The following is a 19,979-nucleotide window of genomic DNA, read 5'->3' as shown; positions in this document are numbered from 1 at the left end:
GTTTTCCTGTCGCGAACATTCGTCGCATGCGACGAAAAAGGTCGGGGTATGGGATGAATCAACACATAGTTGCCCTTTTGGAGCAGTCGTGCCAACCCCGTAATCAATCGCTCGCGCCGCGACGGCGGCGGCGCATCTGTTGATTGGCGGCATGTCGTCGAATCTGTTTACACCATGATGAATCCGTGCCGCATGCCGAGCATCACCGCTTCCGTGCGGTTGGTCGCGCCGAGTTTGCCAAAGATGGAGGAGAGGTGAAATTTGACGGTGTTGTCCGAAATGTCGAGTTGCCGCGCAATCTCCTTGTTCCCGAGTCCGTCCGCGAGCATCGCCAGCACGCCAATCTCTCGTAACGTCAAGGCTTCGAGCGGTTCGCCGGATAGCTTCTGGCGCGGCGCTCTCGTTCCGGCCAGCAACCTTACGAGGACGTCGCGCGTCACCACACAAAGGCCTGCGGCGACGGCTTCGATGGACACGACGATTTCAGCTGGCATCGCGTTGCGCGGCAGGATCGCCGCCGCATCGGCGGGCAACGCATCGAGGATCCAGTCGCTGTCCGGGTCGTCGCTCAACAGGACCAGCGACGGTAACGCGTGCGAGAGTTCGAATAGCGTCTTGAGCGCGTCGCTCGCCTCCGGCGCGATGTCGGTGACGACCACATCCGGCACCGATCCGGCGAGGCAATCGACGAGCTTTTCGGCGTCGGCTGCGCTACCCAGGAACTCAAATGCCGGGTTCGCCTCGACGAGCGCTTGCAGGCTTACGCGCTCTTGCCACGATGTCGCAATCACGGCGACCCGTAACGGCGCCGTCTGTACCGTCTGTCCATCCGACATTTCGTCGCTTCCCGGACTTTACCTGCACGAATTCCGTCGAGGTCGTTCGCCCACTGTTATCGAACACGCGTGGCGTTCGCCACCTCGGATCAAGGCGATTTGCAACTGCTGCCCAATGTTTGCGGAGCCAAGTGCGGCACTCACGTCGCCAATGTCGCGGCAAGGCTTGCCGTCCAGTTCGATCAGTACATCGCCTATCAGCACGCCCGCCTGCTCCGCAGGACCGCCCTGCGCAAGCGAATTGATCAGCAATCCACTGCTGAATGACAGGTTCATTTTATTGACCCAGGCATCCAGCAGGGCGACCTGCTGTGTGCCGACGCCAAGGTAGCCGCGTGAGACGTGCCCTTTAGCCAGCAGTTCATCGGTGACACGCTCCACCGTCATCCCCGGAATCACCATACCGGCGCCGCGCATCAGTGCCGAGGTGCAGATGCCCATGACCTGCCCGCGCATATCCGCGAGGGCCGCCCCGGAGAAACCTGGGCGCAGACCGCCGTCCAATCGCACGAACGCGTCGAGTTGTCCGCCTTTCCACGTGCGCCAGGGACCACCTATGCTGCCGATCACGCCAAAATCAGCGCTGATGCCGGAATCGTCCGCACGTGCGACGGCGAGCGCAAGGTGACCCGGCTTCAGTGAGTGGGCATCGCCGGAATCGATTGGGTCCATGTCCGCGCCGTCCAGTTTCAGCACGCCGACGTCGGACCCCAGATCCAGGCCCGCGAGGACTGCGGCGACCGTACGGCCGTCGGTCAATGTAACTTCGATCCCGTCCTCACGCCTGATCGTGTGCGCAGCCGTCACGACGACGCCATGTCGCCAGATTACCCCACTCGACGGCATGCGATGTCGGCCGTGTACTGCCACGACGCTCCGCCCGACTCGCGTGACAATGTCTGCCAGATTGTCCGACAGATCCATCAAAGGATTTCCGCTTGAGGATGTGGTTTCCATTTCAATTCCCCTGCCAAATGCGTGCGACCTGCTTGTGCCCCGCGTAGTCGTTTGCTCACCTGTCCAGGTAGCGTTACGACGACGTGTTCACAATGACAGAAGGACGGAGGGCGCACACCACCCAAATGGGTAGCCGGGCAAATGCAGTGAGGATGTCACGGTGCAATCTGAGGCAGAGATCGGCCACTATTGTCATTCACTCCAAACTGCGGTTAGCGCCGCCCGCTGCGGCCCCATACGTAGCGCACCCACCGCTGCCACCGGCTTTGCGGCGGCGCGGGTGAATTGCGCCGAGTCTGTACTTCGCGGTCGCGTTGGGCGGAGCTCCGCACCTGTTCGTGGATTTGCCGCAAGGTCATGCCGCCCGGGGCTTTCAGTTGGTCGGGATCGGCAGCAGCATCGGAATCGGGATCGGGATCGTCTGTCATGGGAGTCGCCTGTTCGTGATGAGGCGACTTGATCTTGATACAGATGCGCAATAGCAGCAAGTTGGACGCAGATTGCCGACCGGCGCGGAGTCCGACAGGCCTTGCCCGTGTGCCGTTCGTCAAGTAGATTTTTTCTAATGAGGTCCGAGGCGGCCTTCCAAAGGTATTAAGCGTCTTGCGTCTTGCGTCTTGCGGCATGTTGCTGTCGACCAGCATCTCGCGGTCGACTCGCTGGGCGATGCCGAAAAGGCGTTTGACATTCTACAAAGGGTAGAGGCGCCCGGCATGGCGGCAAATCCAATGCCGGAAGGACGTCGCGAGTGATGAAGACACCGACGACCAGAAGGCGGGTACTTTGGGCGCTCTCGCTCTGCACCATTGTGACCCGCATGGCAGTTGGCGGGGCATTGCTGTTCGAACTGGCGGTGATCGGTCATGCGGTGAGCGATTTCCGCCGGGATACGGCAACAGCGCAAGCAGACATCGCGCGTGGCGAGCCGGCTACGCCCGAGGAGCGCATCAATCCGCCCTATCTAAGGCAGTACGGATTGGACCGCAACCTGTACACGGACATTCACGGAAACTTTTCGCCAACAGGTGCTGACTGGCGGCAGTGGGGATTGCGCACCAAGGTTGCAGCCACTTTGATGTGGCTGGGTCACGATCCACCGGGAACGTGGTGGACCTACGTTCAGATCAAGTGCGTTGACCGGTTTCCTCAAGCTCACGCCGACGACGAGCCGATCGTCGATGTTGCCGACGCTTGCCTCGGCGAACCGCATTGATCGACGCACAGCTTTGAGCGATTCACGCAGCCACGCCACCCGCCAGGCAGCGCGGACCCGGCTAATTTCCCCTGGTCATTTCCGATCATCGGAACGGCCGGCACCGAGTGCCTCGAGCAGCGGCCGGAGGGCATCCAGTTCCGCGCCGAAGCCGCTCCAGTCTCCCGCCTTTAGTAGCTCGATGGCGCGGTCATAGTGGGCAAGTGCCTCTCGCGCGCGAGCGTCCACTGTGCCCCGGTGCGGCGATGCGGCCTACGCGGTCTCCTTGAAGAACGCCGCAAGCGCTTCACCCAGGCTGTCCTCCATCACCACCCGGTCGCCATGGGCGGCAATCACCCGCTTCAACTCCGGCAACTGACCGGACGCCGCGCGCAAATAGAGCGGAGACACGTAGAGGATCGAGTTCTCGATCGGCACTACCACAAGATGACCGCGGATGACCCGAGAGCCCATTCGGTTCACAGTGAGGATCTGCTGCGAGATTTCGGTATTCTGCTGAATCCGTGCTTCGATCTGAAACGGCCCATAGACCAGTTTGTCCTTGGGAAAGACCGGCCTCAAACGGTTTAACCTCGATCTTCGCAAGGCCGTAAGCCTGTCGCGTTAGCGCGATAGTGCGCTCCATATAGGGTGTTTCCAGTTTCAGCTCGCTCGGTTTGACATAGAAGCGCTGAAACAGCGATGGATAGATCACCGCGGACACAAACGAACTGCCGAACAGAGACTTCGCTAGCCGCGATAAGCAGCCCAATGACGACCGCTGCGCAGGCAATGGTGGCGCGCCACGGAACGCGCGGCGCGAGCAGTCCGGACAGATCGCCAGCAACTTCCGTCGCGCGCCGCGGTGCGGCTGCTTCCGCTCGCAAGATATTGACGCCCCTCGCGTAACGATGCGCCAACATCCCGGACCGCCATATCGCGTACGCAGAGACTGCGAACACCGCCGCAAACAGTAGCGCTCTCGCGGAAAGCATGGTCCAGAAAGCGCCACCATAGCCGATCGAAGAGAACCACGGCCAGTCGACCAGGATCCCGGTAATGCGTCCGACGACAATTAGACCTGCGATGACGGCCATCGCCGTGATTGCATAACGTCTCAGGCGCACGCCGGTCTTCAGACCGCATAGTCCCTCCTGTGCTTGTCGTCGCCCATGCCCTGCTGCGAGCGGCCCAGTCGCGCACTGCCGCTCTGCCGGGAGTGCAGCTAAACGGCCCGCCAACGCAGACGGATAGTCAGCGCACAGCCGCCCCATGACCTGTGTAACCCGAGTTCGGATGGAGCGGGTTCGGACCGGTTGAATTATTGTAGTTCGGTGTGGCCATTGGCATTGGCACCGCTTATAACAGTCGCGCCGCGTACCCGGCTGGAAAACAGGTGGGAGAATCGTAATTCAACGATAGGTTTCATGCCCGCCGCGGAGTATGAAATGAACGATTTCGATGACTTTCAGCGCTTCCTCGATGCACAGAACCCGGTATACGCCCAGGTATGCGATGAACTGAAGCATGGACGTAAGCAAAGCCACTGGATGTGGTTTGTGTTTCCCCAGATCCAGGGGCTCGGCGCAAGCGCAATGGCTCAGCGATTCGCGCTTTCGTCGCTGGCCGAGGCGCAAGCTTATCTGCGCCACCCGATACTCGGCCCACGGCTGCGCGAAACGACGCAACTGGTCAACCTTGTCGGCGACCGCTCCATCGAGGAGATTTTCGGGTATCCGGATTACCTCAAGTTTCGCTCGTCGGTCACCCTGTTCGCGCGCGCCACCAACGACAACGACGTATTTGTCGAAGCTTTGCGCAAGTATTTCGGCGGAGAAGCCGATCCGCGAACTCTCGATCTGCTCTAAAACACAGTCGTGGCCAGCCTGCGCACGGGGCGCAGTGCACTGTGGAATTACCGTTGCGGTGCAGTGTGTCGTCACTGCCCGCTAGGGTCGGCTGCACGGGAGCGGTAGAGCAGCAGGTGATCGGTGCCTGATTCGGACAGCCAGAGTTCGCCCGGACGGCCCATCATCTGACGCACGTTCGCGTGGTCACGCGGCAGCGGCAACACGTCGAACCGCTCGGCACGCGGATCAAAGCGCACTAGCGCGTTAGCGCTCCATTCACTGAGCCAGACGATATCCTGGTCGTCGACGAATATCGCGTACGCGTGCGGATGGTTGCCGGGCAGTCGCCATTCGCGCCATTGATGCGTGGCGGGATCGAAAACGCCGACTTTTCCCGCGTTCCATTCGCTGACCCAGACGCGCCCGCTGGAATCGGCCCAGACGCGGCGCGCGCCCTGATTCGGCGTTGGTGGCTCATTGACCTGTGCCGCACCGGTCGTCGGGTCGATGCGGCCAACGTAATTCCCAGCCAGTGACGCGAAATATAGATCCCCGGAGCGGGTCGCGCAGATACCATAGGGCCCGGTGCCGCGTGGTGCATCGAAGACGCGCATGCGCGCTCGCTGCGGATCGAGTTCGCCGTAGATGCCGCTTTGCCCGGTAAACCAGAGATGCCCCTGTTTGTCGAACACGGCGGTGTTCAGATTGGCGTCTGACCGGTCCTTGGGCAGCGGAAAACGCGTGACGGCAAGCGTCTTCGGATCGACGCGCACGATTGCGTTCTGTCCGCCGTCAGTGACCCACGCCGCACCATCGGGACCGACGATGACGCCGTGCGGCGCCGATCCGGGGCCGAGCGCGACGGCGTCGATTTTGCCGCTGCGCGGGTCCAGCCGCCCGACCACTCCGCGCGCCTGCGCGGTGTACCACACGGTGCCGTCATGCGCCGGCGCAACGTCATGCGGCGCGCTGCCGGCCGGGACCGCGAAGCTTTCGAACGATGGCGGCTGTGCTTGAGCCTGCGCGAGGCCAACGATGCCCGCGCTGATCGCGCAAGCTATCGCGTATATAGGTGCCGAAGTGAGGAACCCGCAGAGCCGCGCGCCTGGATACGCCAGATAGGTTCGGGAAGTGTTTGTAGTCACCGCACTGGCATGTTCAGCGCCCTTCATCGAAAACATCGATGGGCCAAACCGGTCCATGACCATCACGAGAAGCCCCGCGAGAAACAACGAATGCGTCAGCATGGGCGGCCTCCACGACTGCTTGTGCCGGTTAACGTATCACGAATGGCACTGCCCGCACTCGACGGCAGATGCGCTGGAAAAGCAACGTGATCGGTGTGACCCAGCAGGACGACTATGTCGAACTGCAAGTCGAAACGCCGGACGGCGTTTATTCGATGCACGCGCAATATGTGATCGCCGCCGACGGCGCGCGCAGCGCGGTGCGCAAGGCACTCGGCCTCGACAGCCACGGTCGCACCTTCAAGGACCGCTTCCTTATCGCCGATGTGAAAATGACAGCGTCGTTTCCGACCGAGCGCTGGTTCTGGTTCGATCCACCGTTTCATCGCAATCAATCGGTCCTACTGCACAGGCAGCCCGACAACGTCTGGCGCATCGATTTCCAGCTCGGCTGGGACGCCGATCCGGTCGCGGAGAAGCAGCCCGACAAGGTGATTCCGCGCGTGAAAGCACTGCTCGGCGACGACACGGAATTCGAGCTCGAATGGGTCAGCGTGTACACGTTTTCGTGCTTGCGGATGGACAATTTCCGGCATGGCCGCGTGCTGTTCGCCGGCGACTCGGCGCATGGCGTGTCACCGTTCGGCGCGCGCGGCGCGAATAGCGGCGTGCAGGACACGGACAATCTCGCCTGGAAGCTGCGACTGGTCGTCGATGGCGACGCGCCGCCCGCGCTGCTCGATACCTATGCATCCGAGCGCCAAGATGCCGCGGACGAAAACATCCTGAACTCATCGCGCGCCACCGACTTCATCACGCCGAAAAGCGCGGTCTCGCGGACGTTCCGCGACGCCACGCTGAAGCTCGCGAAAGAGTGTCCGTTCGCGCGGCGCATGGTCAACAGCGGCCGTCTGTCGGTGCCGGCGGTGCTGCGCGATTCACCGCTGAACACGCGCGACGCCGATCCGTTCAGCGGCGCGATGGTGCCAGGCGCGGCAAGCACCGATTTCATGAACGCGAAGCTGGTGCTGCTGCTGGCGAACCACATTGGCAATGCCGACGTGCTGCTCGAGCCCTCGCACTGGTGCGCGCAGGTTGACCCGGCGGGTCGGCTTGCGTTCAGCGCCCGATCCAGCCGAACCGCCACGACAGCCGTCTGGTCGTCGCCAGGAGCCTTTGCGCGGTCGTGCCTTGCAGGCTGTAATCGAAGCTGCTCGACGTACCGATCACCGCAACCACCAGAGTGACACTGCCCGTGTGATCGAACACGGGCGCGGCCAACGTGCCGATGCCCGGCACCGGCGCATCGAGCGCGTCGTCAATGCCTTCCTTCACCACCTTCGCACGCCGTGCCAGATAGGCCGGGGCCAACGACGTCACACCCTTTTTCGGCGACACGAGCACCTCGCCAACCGGTGCGCCCGCGAGCCTGATCGATTCCTGCGACAACAGCCCAACCAATACGTCGTCCGCGAGATGCGCGGCGAACACGCGTCCTATCGCTGTGTTGACAAGCGACACCACCGTGCCGACCCGCAGGCTCACATGTTGCGGTCTCGCCGATTCTTCGAAGCGGATCACGGTAGGCCCCAAAGGTCCAAGGATCGCTACCGCGACGCTCATGCCGGACTGCGCCGCGAGCGCGACGATCTCCGGTTCGGCATCGCGGATCGGCGACAGGCGCTGCAACGCGATCAGGCCGAGCTCCATGCCGAGCGGTCCCGCGCCGAAGAGACCCGCGTCGTCGCGGCTCAGCAAGCCCACCTTGAGCAGACTCACCAGATGCGGAAACGCCTTGGCGGCGGGCATATCGGCGGCGGCGGCCAGATCGCGCAGCGACAGCGGACGGCCCGCGGCAACGAGTGCAAGCAGGAGTTCGCCGGTATTGTCGAGCGCGCTGATGCCGCGCTGAGCTTTCGTGTCGTCGAGTTGGGGCGGGTTCGCCTCGGAGGCGCCCGGGGTTTCGATCTGCATGGTTCTCAGGCGGCTGGGAGCACCGCTTCGGTGATACGTCGGGAAGTGTCGAGCAACTGACGTGCGACCGCACCATCCCATTCGACGTCGATCGCGCCCGACGGGCCGATCGCCGTCAACGCGAGTTGCATCCGTTGGTCGCCATCGAACACCGGCACGCTCAGACTGCTGACGCCCGGACTCGGCGCATCGATGCCGCGCTCGATGCCGCGAGCGCGGATCTCATCGAGGCGTTTGCGCCACTCGGCGCTAGCCGGCCTTTTGGCAGCGCGGCCACGGGCCGGGGTCGAGTCCGTCGGCCGCGCCTGGCTCTGCGCCATGTCGGCGACCTGCCCGGGCGCGCAGAACGCGCAGAAGACGCGGCCCGTCGAGGTCGCTTCGAGCGACATCACCGTGCCGATGTGCAGATTCACATGCAGCGGCGCACCGCTGCGCTCGTAGCGCACGATGGTCGGTCCCTGCACGCCCGCCACACAGATCGCCACGCTCAGACCGATTCGCGCTGCGAGCGCGGCCGCGTAGGGCGCCGCGACGCGATAGACCGGCTGCTGTTCGATATGCATGAGCCCAAGTCGCAACGAGAGCGGACCCGGCTCGTAGTTTCCGGTAAGGACGTCGCGCTTGACGAGGCCGAGCCGCGTGAGGCTCACGAGATACGTATGAGCCTGCGCCGACGACAGTTGCGCGTCGCCGGCCAGTTCGGTCAGCCCGAGCGGTACGCGCTGCCGCGCCAGCGCCTGCAGCAGGCGTGCGCCGACCTCGACGCTCTGAATGCCCCGCTGTTTCTTTTCGATTGTCGTGTCAGCCATCGTGTTGTGCGGTGTCGCCGTGGAAGGCCTAGATGGTATCCGATCGGACATGCCGACCCACCAACGGAGTTTACCCTGACTTAGTGAATGACAAGATATTTTGTCACTGACAAATATAAGCATGGCGACGACCATTAGTCATCCCCAACCAGTCGCGAGACAGACATGGCGAAGGCTTTCGCATCCCAGGCCGACCTGGAAGAAAAGAAGATCACGTGGACCCAATTGTCGGAAAACGCGTATGCGTATACGGCCGAGGGCGACCCCAACTCGAGCGTGATCATCGGTGACGACGGGGTGCTGATCGTCGACACCACCGCCACGCCGGCCATGGCGCAAGACCTGATCGCGAAGATTCGCGGCGTCACCGACAAGCCGATCAAATACGTCGTGCTGTCGCACTATCACGCGGTGCGCGTGCTGGGTGCGTCGGCGTACTTCAAGGAAGGCGCGCAGCAGGTGATCGCCAGCCGCGGCACCTACGAAATGATCGCCGAGCGCGGCGAAGCCGATATGAAGTCGGAAATCGAACGCTTTCCGCGTCTTTTTGCAGGTGTCGAAACAGTGCCTGGCCTGACGTGGCCGACACTGGTTTTCGAAAAGGAAATCACGCTCTTTCTCGGCAAGCTCGAAGTCCGCATCGCGCATCTCGGCTCCGGCCACACGAAGGGTGACACGGTCGTCTGGCTACCGTCGCAGAAAGTGTTGTTCTCCGGCGACCTGGTCGAGTATGACGCGGCCTGCTATTGCGGCGACGCGCAACTCGAACAATGGCCCGCGACGCTCGAGGCATTGCGCGCGCTGAACGCGCAGAAGCTGGTCGGGGTCGCGGCCCCGCGCTGCTGTCGCCGACCGAAGTGAACAAAGGCCTCGACTACACGAAAGACTTCGTCACTACGCTGTTGCAGGCGGGCCGTGATGCATTCAAGAACAAACTCGATCTGAAGGGTGCGATGGCGCTCACGCGCAAGGCTATGGACCCGAAGTTCGGCAACGTCTTCATCTACGAGCATTGCCTGCCGTTCGACGTATCGCGAGCCTACGACGAAGCGAGCGGCATCAGCCATCCGCGCATCTGGACCGCGCAGCGCGACAAGGAAATGTGGGACGCGCTGCAGAACTGATCCGCCTACGAACTAGAGGAATGGCAGTCCGGTCTTTCGTCTTTTCCGTTCGGAAACGCCGCGCCCGACGCGAGTGACGATTCGGCCTATGGCCAATCGTCATCCCGCTATTTGCTGCGTTGGCCAGTTTTCACCGAGCACGCCTGCGCGTCGATACTGTGCTTTAGCCCACCGGGAACAGATTGCGGCTGGTCTTTGTCTGGCGGCTCTATCGTGACACTCTCGACGTATTCCTCAATGCGAACCGCTTTTTGCAAATCGCCTCTCACCTTCTTTCCGTGCGCGTCGATAAAATTTGTGCGCGTATTTATAGTGAGAATCACTGGCTTTACACCTGAATTCCCGTGCCAATTTGCCCACATTGAATAAGGCCCGACTCTGTCTCCTCCCAGAGCCTTCGATTGAACGTCGCCGATTCGCGTCCCCATTGGATCGCCGACGATATCGAAGTTACAAAGCACGAGGTCTTTGAGAACTGTGTTTCTGTTCAATAGCGGAACAATTGCAGAGTCAAAATCTACCGATCCGGTCCCATCTAGCGCGAAAGAGACAGCCGGAAAAAACAGCAGGAGAAAAAAAGCTTTTTTCATTTAATAACCCAGGAATTTGACGCGGGCGTTCTGGAGATCCCCGCCGGATGCTTGCCATGCGCGCGTCGCCGCGCTTCCGGGGCAGCTGAAGTGGTCGATATGTGCGCCGCGAATGCCACCGCCCGTATCATCGGCGGATCGCTCGCCAACTACTCGCTTACCGTCGCTCCGGTCGAATACGACCGCAACGTATCCTGCGGAAAGAATTCACCGATATCGACGCTCAGAGCCATCGCGGACGGCATTGCAGGGAAGCTGGAAAATAGTGAATACGTCACACGGCAGACCTGGCACTCCTCCTTGCCGCCGGTCCCTTCCTTCTTCTGTTGTTCCATTTGGCCTTTTCTACTTGTCCATAAAACACCCGACGACTTAACCATCCTGACTCGTTACGGTCAACATCTTTAATTTGAGATTAGAACGTTTTGACAATTATTCACGATTACGCCGGGTATCTCATTTGCAACCGCATCGGTCGAGTATCGCAGCTGGACAAAAAAGTCGGTATGCGTGTCTCGTCATTAAAAGTCGACGTAAAGCGTCGTCGTCACCGACAATGGACTCGCGGCGGGCACCGCCAACGCGATCAAGGCGCTGGATCGAGCTGGCTCTCGCGTCCGCTGAATAGCGGACTTCCGGCCACAGCCCCTGAAACCTAACCCTTCCCTACCGCCGCGCCCCCGCCGCCCCATCCACCGGCGCCGATGCCGAAACATCGATCTTTGCGCCGCCCGCATTCATGCTGTCGTTGCCGGCCTTGTGCGCTTTCTGACAACTCGCTACGCCGCAGGTCAATGGCATCAGCAGTAAAACCGCCAATATGAATCGTTTCATCTCGGCTCCTCGCATCGCTCATTCGTGACGCCGCAAACGAATAATCTCCAATGGCAGCATCGCGCATGCCAAACCGCGCAGAGCGCGACGACCGACAGTCAACCGAAATGTTCAGGCATGGCTAATGCGCGCGACGACGACACCGGCTCAACTTCGAGAGGAAAAGCCATGTCCGCCACCCGGTCCGCTATCAGACCTCCAGCCAGCCAGCCATCGAAACTCGCGCCCGCGATCTTCGAATTATTGAACCCCATCCCGTACGGGATGTTCGTCGGCGCGTTGATTTTCGACCTGACCTACATGAGCAGCCGTAACGTGTTCTGGGGCAAGGGCGCCGCGTGGCTCGTCACGGTGGGCCTCATTATTGCCATCATTCCGCGGTTGCTTAATTTCGGTCACGTCTGGTTGCAGCGGCGTCGGCGCGTGACCCGCATCGAAAGAATGGACTTCTGGCTCAACCTGCTCGCGATCATCGCGGCGATCGTCAATGCATTCGTGCACAGCCGCGACGCTTATGCGATGGTCCCGGATAACGTGATTCTGTCGGTCATCACCGTCGTGCTGCTGAGCATCGCCCACGTCGCCATGGCGTTGAACAGGCTCGATCTCCCGGAGGCGACCCATGGATAAGCTCATCGCCGGCAGCGCGCTCGTCGTCGCCATCCCGGTGCTGCTCAGCGGCTGCCACGTACAGGCTGAGTACACGCCGTCGCAACAGGCAGGAGCGAATCCGTCGATACCGCGGGCACGCAACTTCTTCGCGCCGCCGATGCAGGTGCCGAAATACGCCGGGTGGAAAAACGGCGCGACGCCCAAGGTGGCCGACGGCTTGAAGATCGAGAAGATCGCCTCGGGACTCGTGCACCCTCGCCAGCTCTATACGCTTCCCAATGGTGACGTCCTCGTCGCCGAATCCAATAGCCCGAACGAGGAGGCCGTGACCACGCCGAAGCAGGTGATCGCCGGAATGATCGAAAGCCGGTCGGGAAAGAAGGAGAAAGGCGCGAATCGCATCACACTGCTCAGAAAACCCGCCAACGGCAGCGGCGAATGGGAGCGGTACGTGTTCATCGACCATCTGCACTCGCCATTCGGCATGCAGCTCGTCGGCGATACCCTGTATGTCGCCGATACGGACGCCATACTAAAGTTTCCGTACAAGACGGGCGAAACCACCATCAGCGAGCGCGGCGTCGAACTCGCCGATCTCCCTGATACGATCAACCATCATTGGACCAAAGCGCTGCTCGCCAGTCGTGACGGCAAGAAGCTGTATGTGGGCGTCGGCTCGAACAGCAATGTCGGGGAGAACGGCCTGGAAGTCGAATATCGCCGCGCGGACGTCCTCGAAGTCGATACGGCGACGGGCGCAAGCCGCATCTACGCCGCGGGCATTCGCAATCCGACCGGCCTGCAATGGGAACCGACGACGGGCCGGCTGTGGGCCATCGCGAACGAGCGCGACGAGATCGGCCCCGATCTCGTGCCCGACTATCTGACCTCGGTGAAGGAGAACGCCTTCTACGGTTGGCCGTACAGCTACTATGGCCAGCACGTCGATCCACGCGCACAACCGCAGCGTCCCGACCTCGTCGCGAAGGCGATTGCCCCCGACTTCTCGCTCGGCTCGCATGTTGCAGCACTCGGACTGACGTTCTATACCGGCAACAACCTGCCCGCGCAATATCGCGGCGGCGCGTTCATCGGCGAGCACGGCAGTTGGGACCGCTCGCCGTTGAGCGGTTACGTGGTCTCGTACGTGACCTTCGAGAACGGCAAACCGGTCGGCGCGCCAAAGGATGTCGTGACCGGCTTTACATCGCCGGATCAGAAGGAGCTGTATGGCGCACCCGTGGGCGTCGCTCAGGATCGCGACGGCGGCCTCCTGATCGCCGATGACGTCGGCAACACGGTGTGGCGCGTGACCGGCGCGGGCGGCTGATGCACACAGCGCGATCGCCTGCCGTGCGGATCCGGCGGCGCGGATATCGCAACATAGTGATGAGTTATTCGACGATCCGCTCGTCCAACCGGTGGCGGTTGCTGCTCGCGCTCGCGCTGAGCGCCGCGGCCATCTGGAGCGCCAATTCTGACTGGGCGGTCTACGCCATCGCCCAATACGGCGAGCCAAAATACCCAGCCGATTTCAAGCATTTCGATTACGTCAATCCCGACGCGCCCCGCGACGGCACCCTCGTACTCGCGAATCCGAACCGGCTGACGAGCTTCGACAAGTTCAATCCGTTTACGCTGCGAGGCAATCCCGCACCGGGACTGGGGCTGATGTTCGAAAGCCTCACCACCGGCAGCGCCGACGAAGTGGCGAGCGCGTATTGTCTGCTCGCCGACGACATCGACGTCGCGAAAGACGGCCTGTCGGCAACCTTCCACATCAATCCGAAGGCGCGTTTCTCAAACGGCGACCCGGTCACGGCAGCGGACGTCAAGTTCTCGTTCGACACGCTGAAAAGTCCGCAGGCGCTGCCGCAGTTCGCGGTGTACTTCGGGCAGATCGCGCGCGCGGTGGTCCTCGACCGGCTCACGATCCGTTTCGATTTCAAGGTCGCGACGCGCGAGATGCCCCTGCTCGCGGGCGGCATCCCGGTGTTTTCGCACAAGTGGGGCATGAGGCCGGACGGCACGCGCATTCCTTTCGACCAACTCGCGTTCGAGAAGCCGATCGCCAGCGGCGACTATCTGATCGACCGGTACGACAATGGCCGAACCATCAGCTACAAGCGCAATCCGGACTATTGGGGCGCGTCGCTGCCCGTCCGCGTGGGCACGCACAACTTCGCGCACATCGACTACAAGCTGTACGCGGACGCGGTCGCGCAGCTCGAAGCGTTCAAGGCGGGTGAGTACGATGTGCTCGTCGAACACACCGCGCAAAGCTGGGTGCGGCGCGATATCGGCAAGCGTTTCGACAGCGGCGAGTTGATCAAGCGCGAGTTTCCTCATCACAACGGCGCCGGCATGCAGGGCTTTTTCATCAACCTGCGGCGGCCGCTGTTCCGGGACGTGCGCGTACGCGAAGCGCTCGATCTCGCGTTCGACTTCGAGTGGCTCAACCGGCAGCTTTTCTACAACCAGTACAAACGCACGGACAGCTTCTTCGTCAATACGGACCTGCAGGCCAGGGGCAAACCCAGCCCAGGCGAACTCGCGATTCTGGAGCCGCTGCGCAAGGAACTCGATCCCGCCGTGTTCGGCGACATGCCGCAGCAGCCCGACACCGATCCGCCGGGGTCGCTGCGCGCCAACCTCATCAAGGCGCGCGAACTGCTGGCGCAGGTGGGCTGGACTTATCGCGACGGTGCGCTGCGCAACGCGAAGGGTCAGCCGTTCGTCTTCGAACTGCTCGGCGACACGGGCGGCGGCGCGTCGATGGAGCCGGTCGCCGCCGCATTCGGCCGCAATCTGCAGAAGCTCGGCATCACGATGAACTTTCGCACCGCCGACTTTGCGCTGATTCAAAAGCGCATCGACGCGTTCGACTTCGACCTGACGACCGTGCGCCTGCCCGACGTGCAGGTGCCGGGCACCGAGCAGCTGTCGCGCTTCGGCAGCAAGTACGCGGACGAGCCGGGCTCCGATAACCTCGCGGGCGTGAAGTTGCCCGCCGTCGATGCGATCTTGCGCAAGGTGCTGGGCGCGCAAACGCGCGAGCAGCTCGTCGACGCGACCCACGCGCTCGACCGGGTGTTGATGAACGGCTATTACGTCGTTCCGCACTGGTATTCGGCGGTTCATCGCATCGCGTACCGCAGCAGCCTCGCCTATCCCGCGAAGCTGCCGCTTTACTTCGCCGCCGACGAATGGGTACTGTCGACGTGGTGGCAGAAGACGCCTGGACTGAATCTTGCATCTCCTCGATGACTGGAGGGCAACGATCATGACCAGACTACTCTTTGCAATCATCCTGGCAGTCGGCGTGGCAGGCTGCGTCGTCGCCCCGCCGCCGCCCAGCTATGGCTATGGTTATGCGCCAGCACCCGCCTATGGCTATGCGCCCGGGTATTACGTCGCACCGTCCGTGAGCCTCGGCATCGGCGTGGGCGGCTACTGGGGTGGCCATGGCGGCCATTGGCACGGCCATTGAATCAGAGGCTCGAAGGCAATGACGACATTGGAATGGCCACGCATGTCCGCACGCCACTCACCGATGCGTGGCCGTTCCCGACAATCCACTAGCGCTTGCGAACCAGGGTAAACATCCATCCTCGCACGAAGTACTTCAACATAGTTGGTGTACGGAGTATATTCGCGTTCAGCAGATATCTACTGAACGGAGGAGGACGTCATGCAATTTCATCTCAACGGTTTCCGCGTCGGCGATCCCACGGTCGAGCCAGCCATCGGCAATGCGCATGCTGCGCAGATGCCCGAGACGGTCGACGTGCTCATCGTCGGCAGCGGCCCTGCCGGACTCGTGCTGGCGGCGCAACTGTCACAATTCCCGTCGATTAGCACGCGCATCGTCGAGCGTCGCGACGGACCGTTGCAGATGGGACAGGCCGACGGCGTCGCCTGCCGCACCGTCGAAATGTTCAATGCGTTCGGCCTCAGTGATCGCTTGCTGCAAGAAGCCTATTGGGTCAACGAAACGGTATTCTGGCGACCCGATGCGAACGACCGAGGCGCGATCAGTCGTACCGGTCGCGTTCAAGACACCGAAACGGGTCTTTCGGAATTTCCGCACGTCATCGTCAATCAGGCGCGCATTCAGGAATATCTGCTCGACACGATGCGTCGTTCCGCGCGACGGATCGAACCGGACTACGGCCTCGAACTCGTCGACCTTCAGCGCGACGATACGGACGACTATCCGGTCCGGGTTACGCTGCGCCATACCGATCCTGCCCGGCATGATGGGAACGTGACCGTGCGCGCGCGCTATGTCGTCGGGTGCGACGGCGCGCGCAGCCGGGTACGAACCGCGATCGGACAAACGCTGCGCGGCGATGCGGCGAATCATGCGTGGGGCGTGATGGATGCGCTGGCCGTCAGCGACTTTCCGGACATCCGGCTGAAAGCGGCGATACAGTCCGCGAGCAAGGGCAACCTGCTCATCATCCCGCGTGAAGGCGGATATCTCGTTCGCTTCTATGTCGACCTCGGCGATGTCACGCCGCAGAACCGCGACAGCCTCAAACAGATCACGGTCGATCGCATCATCGAGACGGCGCAGCGAATCCTCCATCCGTATACGCTCGATGTGAAAGAAGTGGCGTGGTTCTCGGTCTATGAGGTCGGCCAGCGCCTCACCGACCGCTTCGACGACGCCATTGCCGCCGACGGCACCTCGCGCGAACCTCGCGTGTTCATCGCGGGCGATGCCTGCCATACGCATAGCGCCAAGGCGGGCCAGGGCATGAACGTGTCGATGCAGGACGGCTTCAATCTCGGCTGGAAGCTCGGCGCGGTGCTCGAAGGGCGTAGCGACGCCGATCTGCTGCGCACGTATTCGGACGAGCGCCAACCCATTGCGCAGGAGCTGATCGAGTTCGACAAGGAATGGTCGGCGATGATGGCCGCTCCGCCGAAGGACCCGAGCCGGCCCGAGGCGGGCGGCGTCGACCCCGCCGAGCTTCAGGCGTACTTCGTTCGCGCGGGCCGCTATACGGCTGGCGTCGCAACGCGCTACCGACCGGCCACGCTGACCGGTGAAGCGACGCATCAGGCGCTCGCCAAAGGCTTTGCAATCGGCACGCGGTTTCACTCGTCGCCGGTCGTTCGCCTCGCGGATGCAAGGCCATTCCACCTCGGGCACGCAGCACGCGCGGACGGCCGCTGGCGACTGTACGCTTTCGCGGACGCATCACGCCGTGCGCTGAATGCGCTGTGCGAGCATCTCGACACGTCGCCCGATTCCGTTTTGCGGCTCGTCACGCCGAAGGACGCCGACGTGGACAGCGTTCTCGATCTGCGCGCGGTGCTGCAACAACCGCATCGCGAAGTCCGTCTTCAGGACCTTCCCGCCCTGCTGCTGCCGCGCAAGGGTCGCCATGGCCTGATCGACTACGAAAAGGCATTTACGAGCGATGCGACGACTGATATCTTCGACGAGCGCGGCATCGATCGCGAACGAGGCGCACTCGTCGTGGTACGTCCCGATCAATACGTGGCCCATGTTCTTCCATTGAACGCATACGCGGAGTTGAACGCCTTCTTCCGGCCCATCTTCCGCGCGCGTTGACTACAACGAAAAACTGAAACTCCGAAATTGCCGATCAAACCCGAAGACGCCGGCGCGCTCCCCAGATTCACTGGAAGCCTGGTGCGCCGTGCCCAACAGCGCCATGCAGCGGTGTGGCTAAGCGAGGTGTCCGCGGAGATCACGAGCGTGCAGTATGCGGCGCTCGAGGTCTTACACGAGACGCCCGGCGTCAATCAGCGGCAACTCGGCGACAAACTCGACGTGGACCGTTCGACGATCGCCGATCTGGTTTCACGGATGGTGCGCAATGGCCTGATCGAGCGAGCCGACGATCCCGTCGACAAACGCAGTTATGTGCTGTTTCTCACCGCTGCCGGTAAGAAGCAGCTCGTGGCCTTGCGTCCGCGAGTCGAGCAGGTCGAGCGCATTCTCACTGAAAGGCTGACAGCGAGCGAATTGGCGCAGTTGCGCCGCCTGCTTTCGGCACTGTTGCCGCCGCAGGCTTGATTCGCTCATAGCGTCTGCAAGCTCAGTCAAAGCCTGCCCGGCCGAGGGTCGGGCACGAAGCCATCCCGGTTGGGCATGCGTATGGCGGCGAGCGAATGCGCGTCCAGACGCGCGTCGTCCGGCACGATGCCGTTGCGGTTCAATATCCACGCGCTGAGCGCGTACACCTCGTCCGCGCTCAGCGACTGCGGCGTGTTATACGGCATCGCCCGGCGAATATAGTCGAACAGCGTCGTCGCATAGGGCCAGTAGCTGCCGACCGTGCGTTTCGGATTCGCAGTCGCGAGCGTGCCCGCACCGCCGATCAGTTGATCGCCGATCAGCCCCTCGCCATTCGCACCGTGACAGGCCGCGCATTTCGCCGCGAAAATGCGGCCGCCCGTTGCGACGTCGCCACTGCCACCGGGCAGGCCATGGCCGTCCGGCGCGACGTCGATGTTCCAGGCGCTCAGATCGGTCTCGCTGACTCGCTTGCCAATCGCGTCGACGGATGAACGCCAGCGCGCCTGCGCGGCGGTGGACTGCGCGTCGCGCGTGGCGTCGAACGAAGAAGAGCAGCCAACGAGCAGACCGCTAGCCGTGAGCAGCGCCAGCAGAGCACCCATCCGTTTCGATTTCGAAGCGCCGACCAGATCGAACCGGACAGACTCACGCATTTTTCACGCTCCCATCCGCTTCGATACGCCACCGCTGAATGCCGTTGTAGTGATAGTTCGAGTTCAATCCGCGCGCCGCGACGAGCGCTTCGCGCGTCGGTTGAACGTAGCCGGTCGAGTCCGTTGCGCGCGACAGGATGGCCGTCGGCGCGCCATTCCACACGAAGCCGGCCTGGAAGCGCGTCAAGGCGCGATCGCGCGCGGGCTCGTCGAGCACCGCCGCTTGCCATGTCGCGCCGCTGTCGGTCGATACCTCGACCTTGCGGATTGCTCCGCGCCCCGACCACGCGAGCCCGACGATCGGATAGAAGCCCTGCGCCGTCAGACGCTGCCCCGCGGACGGCCGCGTGATCACCGACTTCGCGTCCATCTCGAACACGAACTGACGCGCGCGACCATCGGGCAAGATGCCCGTGTATTTCGAGGTTTCTTCGCGCGTCTGCAACGGCGCATCGACGATCTTCAGCCGCCGCAGCCATTTCACGTTGGTATTGCCCTCGAAGCCCGGCGCCAACAGACGCAGCGGATAGCCGTTCTCCGGTCGCAGGCGCTCGCCGTTTTGCGCATAGACGACGAGCGCGCGCTCGAGAATCCGGTCGAGCGGCAGGCTGCGCGTCATTGCGGCCGCGTCCGCGCCTTCGGCGAGCAGCCATTGCGGCGTGCCGCCGTCGCTTGCCGCCGTGTGCCCGCCGACTGCTTCGAGTAGCGTCGAGAGCCTGACGCCGGTCCACTCGCAGCACGACAGCAAACCATGCGTGATCTGCACGGGCCGGCCGCTTGGGCCTTTCCACTCGCTCGCCGTATTGCCCGAGCATTCGAGAAAATGGATGCGCGACTCCGAAGGCAGGCGCAGCAGATCATCCATCGTGAACAGCTTCGGCTCGCGTACGAGACCGTGAATCACGAGCCGGTGCGCATCGGGGTCGATGTCGGGCACCCCCGCATGATGCCGTTCGTAGACGAGCCCATTCGGCGTGATGGAGCCATGCAGATCCGCGAGCGGCGTCAGCGACGATGCCGCGCCCGGCATCGGCCACGCCCGCGCGGCACGGCGAATCACGTTCGACTCGTGCGGCGACGGCAGCCCGTATTGATGAGCGAGAATCGGCGCGCCGGGTGTTTGTGTCCAGGGATCGACGTTCAGCGGCTTGAGCAGCGTGGCGGCCTTCAGATTCGGCGCGGCCAATGCGGACAACGCGAAGCCGCCCAACAGGCGCCGACGCGGGGAAGCGGGTTTCGACGCATCGGGGGCATCACTACTCATACGGGGATGTCGCGGCATGCTTATGCTGGTGGTGGAAAC

Annotated in this window: 16 protein-coding genes and 6 pseudogenes; 10 read left to right on the top strand and 12 right to left on the bottom strand. The window is 62.5% G+C overall.

Going from position 1 to position 19,979, the window contains the following annotated elements; genetic code table 11:
- Positions 1-167 precede the first annotated feature (167 nt).
- From BJG93_RS29990 to BJG93_RS29980, 3 genes are all read right to left on the bottom strand, one after another.
- Positions 168-836 (bottom strand): response regulator transcription factor, encoded by a 669-nt coding sequence (locus BJG93_RS29990; RefSeq protein WP_027194871.1) that lies wholly within the window; start codon positions 834-836, stop codon positions 168-170.
- 18 nt (positions 837-854) lie between these two features.
- The gene (locus tag BJG93_RS29985) at positions 855-1,760 is read right to left on the bottom strand and encodes a S1C family serine protease (RefSeq protein ID WP_027194870.1); all 906 of its coding nucleotides are present in this window, start codon (positions 1,758-1,760) and stop codon (positions 855-857) included.
- 245 nt (positions 1,761-2,005) lie between these two features.
- On the bottom strand, positions 2,006-2,221 hold the full coding sequence (locus BJG93_RS29980; RefSeq protein WP_082194495.1) for a hypothetical protein: 216 nt from the start codon (positions 2,219-2,221) through the stop codon (positions 2,006-2,008).
- A 323-nt stretch (positions 2,222-2,544) separates the two neighbouring features.
- Between BJG93_RS29980 and BJG93_RS29975 the strand changes: the two genes are divergently transcribed.
- Positions 2,545-3,006, top strand: coding sequence for a hypothetical protein (locus BJG93_RS29975; RefSeq protein ID WP_027194869.1), 462 nt, complete (start codon positions 2,545-2,547; stop codon positions 3,004-3,006).
- Between the two features lie 75 nt (positions 3,007-3,081).
- On the opposite strand, the pseudogene BJG93_RS36560 reads toward BJG93_RS29975, so the two are convergent.
- From BJG93_RS36560 to BJG93_RS36550, 3 pseudogenes are all read right to left on the bottom strand, one after another.
- Positions 3,082-3,555: pseudogene (locus BJG93_RS36560) on the bottom strand (UPF0182 family protein); the annotation flags it as partial.
- 61 nt (positions 3,556-3,616) lie between these two features.
- A pseudogene (locus BJG93_RS36555) lies at positions 3,617-3,700 on the bottom strand (hypothetical protein); the annotation flags it as partial.
- A gap of 166 nt (positions 3,701-3,866) precedes the next feature.
- Positions 3,867-4,082: pseudogene (locus BJG93_RS36550) on the bottom strand (UPF0182 family protein); the annotation flags it as partial.
- A 351-nt stretch (positions 4,083-4,433) separates the two neighbouring features.
- Between BJG93_RS36550 and BJG93_RS29965 the strand changes: the two are divergent.
- Positions 4,434-4,853, top strand: coding sequence for a DUF1810 domain-containing protein (locus tag BJG93_RS29965; protein WP_027194866.1), 420 nt, complete (start codon positions 4,434-4,436; stop codon positions 4,851-4,853).
- Positions 4,854-4,924: 71 nt separating this feature from the next.
- Here the strand turns inward: BJG93_RS29965 and BJG93_RS29960 are convergent, their stop codons facing one another.
- Positions 4,925-6,082 carry a Vgb family protein gene (locus tag BJG93_RS29960; RefSeq protein WP_231337653.1) on the bottom strand — a complete coding sequence of 386 codons (1,158 nt, stop codon included), beginning with the start codon at positions 6,080-6,082 and terminating at the stop codon, positions 4,925-4,927.
- A gap of 65 nt (positions 6,083-6,147) precedes the next feature.
- On the opposite strand from BJG93_RS29960, the pseudogene BJG93_RS29955 reads away from it, so the two are divergent.
- Positions 6,148-7,152, top strand: a pseudogene (locus BJG93_RS29955) (FAD-dependent monooxygenase); the annotation flags it as partial.
- On the opposite strand, the pseudogene BJG93_RS36545 reads toward BJG93_RS29955, so the two are convergent.
- Positions 7,142-8,805: pseudogene (locus tag BJG93_RS36545) on the bottom strand (IclR family transcriptional regulator). The pseudogenes BJG93_RS29955 and BJG93_RS36545 sit on opposite strands and share 11 nt — an antisense overlap.
- Before the next feature lie 165 nt (positions 8,806-8,970).
- Here BJG93_RS36545 and BJG93_RS29935 point away from each other — a divergent pair.
- A pseudogene (locus tag BJG93_RS29935) lies at positions 8,971-9,929 on the top strand (MBL fold metallo-hydrolase).
- A 107-nt stretch (positions 9,930-10,036) separates the two neighbouring features.
- Here BJG93_RS29935 and BJG93_RS29930 read toward each other — a convergent pair.
- On the bottom strand, positions 10,037-10,519 hold the full coding sequence (locus tag BJG93_RS29930; protein ID WP_071336704.1) for a hypothetical protein: 483 nt from the start codon (positions 10,517-10,519) through the stop codon (positions 10,037-10,039).
- A gap of 149 nt (positions 10,520-10,668) precedes the next feature.
- Positions 10,669-10,854: a hypothetical protein gene (locus BJG93_RS29925; RefSeq protein WP_034477798.1), complete on the bottom strand. Its 186-nt coding sequence runs from the start codon at positions 10,852-10,854 to the stop codon at positions 10,669-10,671.
- A 667-nt stretch (positions 10,855-11,521) separates the two neighbouring features.
- Between BJG93_RS29925 and BJG93_RS29920 the strand changes: the two genes are divergently transcribed.
- The 6 genes from BJG93_RS29920 (at position 11,522) to BJG93_RS29895 (ending at position 18,020) form a co-directional block, all read left to right on the top strand.
- Positions 11,522-11,983, top strand: a complete 462-nt coding sequence (locus tag BJG93_RS29920) for a DUF2231 domain-containing protein (RefSeq protein WP_034477611.1) — start codon at positions 11,522-11,524, stop codon at positions 11,981-11,983.
- Positions 11,976-13,295: a PQQ-dependent sugar dehydrogenase gene (locus BJG93_RS29915; RefSeq protein WP_027194860.1), complete on the top strand. Its 1,320-nt coding sequence runs from the start codon at positions 11,976-11,978 to the stop codon at positions 13,293-13,295. The genes BJG93_RS29920 and BJG93_RS29915 overlap by 8 nt, the downstream gene beginning before the upstream one ends.
- Positions 13,296-13,354: 59 nt before the next feature.
- Complete coding sequence (locus BJG93_RS29910) at positions 13,355-15,232, top strand: extracellular solute-binding protein (protein ID WP_027194859.1); 1,878 nt, start codon at positions 13,355-13,357, stop codon at positions 15,230-15,232.
- A 16-nt stretch (positions 15,233-15,248) separates the two neighbouring features.
- Entirely contained in the window at positions 15,249-15,455 is a 207-nt protein-coding gene (locus BJG93_RS29905) for a hypothetical protein (protein ID WP_027194858.1), read from the top strand.
- 201 nt (positions 15,456-15,656) lie between these two features.
- Positions 15,657-17,552, top strand: coding sequence for an FAD-binding monooxygenase (locus tag BJG93_RS29900; RefSeq protein WP_027194857.1), 1,896 nt, complete (start codon positions 15,657-15,659; stop codon positions 17,550-17,552).
- Between the two features lie 27 nt (positions 17,553-17,579).
- Positions 17,580-18,020, top strand: a complete 441-nt coding sequence (locus BJG93_RS29895; protein ID WP_027194856.1) for a MarR family winged helix-turn-helix transcriptional regulator — start codon at positions 17,580-17,582, stop codon at positions 18,018-18,020.
- A gap of 26 nt (positions 18,021-18,046) precedes the next feature.
- Here BJG93_RS29895 and BJG93_RS29890 read toward each other — a convergent pair whose 3' ends face one another.
- Both BJG93_RS29890 and soxC read right to left on the bottom strand, forming a co-directional pair.
- Positions 18,047-18,676 (bottom strand): c-type cytochrome, encoded by a 630-nt coding sequence (locus BJG93_RS29890; protein WP_027194855.1) that lies wholly within the window; start codon positions 18,674-18,676, stop codon positions 18,047-18,049.
- Positions 18,669-19,940, bottom strand: a complete 1,272-nt coding sequence (gene soxC, locus BJG93_RS29885; RefSeq protein WP_027194854.1) for a sulfite dehydrogenase — start codon at positions 19,938-19,940, stop codon at positions 18,669-18,671. The genes BJG93_RS29890 and soxC overlap by 8 nt, the downstream gene beginning before the upstream one ends.
- Between the last annotated feature and the right edge of the window lie 39 nt (positions 19,941-19,979).

It is taken from the genome of Paraburkholderia sprentiae WSM5005 (assembly GCF_001865575.2).
GTDB classification, from domain to species: domain Bacteria; phylum Pseudomonadota; class Gammaproteobacteria; order Burkholderiales; family Burkholderiaceae; genus Paraburkholderia; species Paraburkholderia sprentiae.
This window is presented reverse-complemented; position numbering and strand designations above follow the sequence as displayed.

Coding starts and splice junctions, on each gene's coding strand:
- BJG93_RS29925 (WP_034477798.1), bottom strand. CDS start 10,854: ATGGAACAACAGAAGAAGGAAGGGACCGGCGGCAAGGAGGAGTGCCAG.
- BJG93_RS29905 (WP_027194858.1), top strand. CDS start 15,249: ATGACCAGACTACTCTTTGCAATCATCCTGGCAGTCGGCGTGGCAGGC.
- BJG93_RS29975 (WP_027194869.1), top strand. CDS start 2,545: ATGAAGACACCGACGACCAGAAGGCGGGTACTTTGGGCGCTCTCGCTC.
- BJG93_RS29930 (WP_071336704.1), bottom strand. CDS start 10,519: ATGAAAAAAGCTTTTTTTCTCCTGCTGTTTTTTCCGGCTGTCTCTTTC.
- BJG93_RS29890 (WP_027194855.1), bottom strand. CDS start 18,676: ATGCGTGAGTCTGTCCGGTTCGATCTGGTCGGCGCTTCGAAATCGAAA.
- BJG93_RS29900 (WP_027194857.1), top strand. CDS start 15,657: ATGCAATTTCATCTCAACGGTTTCCGCGTCGGCGATCCCACGGTCGAG.
- BJG93_RS29980 (WP_082194495.1), bottom strand. CDS start 2,221: ATGACAGACGATCCCGATCCCGATTCCGATGCTGCTGCCGATCCCGAC.
- soxC (WP_027194854.1), bottom strand. CDS start 19,940: ATGAGTAGTGATGCCCCCGATGCGTCGAAACCCGCTTCCCCGCGTCGG.
- BJG93_RS29910 (WP_027194859.1), top strand. CDS start 13,355: ATGAGTTATTCGACGATCCGCTCGTCCAACCGGTGGCGGTTGCTGCTC.
- BJG93_RS29965 (WP_027194866.1), top strand. CDS start 4,434: ATGAACGATTTCGATGACTTTCAGCGCTTCCTCGATGCACAGAACCCG.
- BJG93_RS29985 (WP_027194870.1), bottom strand. CDS start 1,760: ATGGATCTGTCGGACAATCTGGCAGACATTGTCACGCGAGTCGGGCGG.
- BJG93_RS29990 (WP_027194871.1), bottom strand. CDS start 836: ATGTCGGATGGACAGACGGTACAGACGGCGCCGTTACGGGTCGCCGTG.
- BJG93_RS29915 (WP_027194860.1), top strand. CDS start 11,976: ATGGATAAGCTCATCGCCGGCAGCGCGCTCGTCGTCGCCATCCCGGTG.
- BJG93_RS29920 (WP_034477611.1), top strand. CDS start 11,522: ATGTCCGCCACCCGGTCCGCTATCAGACCTCCAGCCAGCCAGCCATCG.
- BJG93_RS29960 (WP_231337653.1), bottom strand. CDS start 6,082: ATGCTGACGCATTCGTTGTTTCTCGCGGGGCTTCTCGTGATGGTCATG.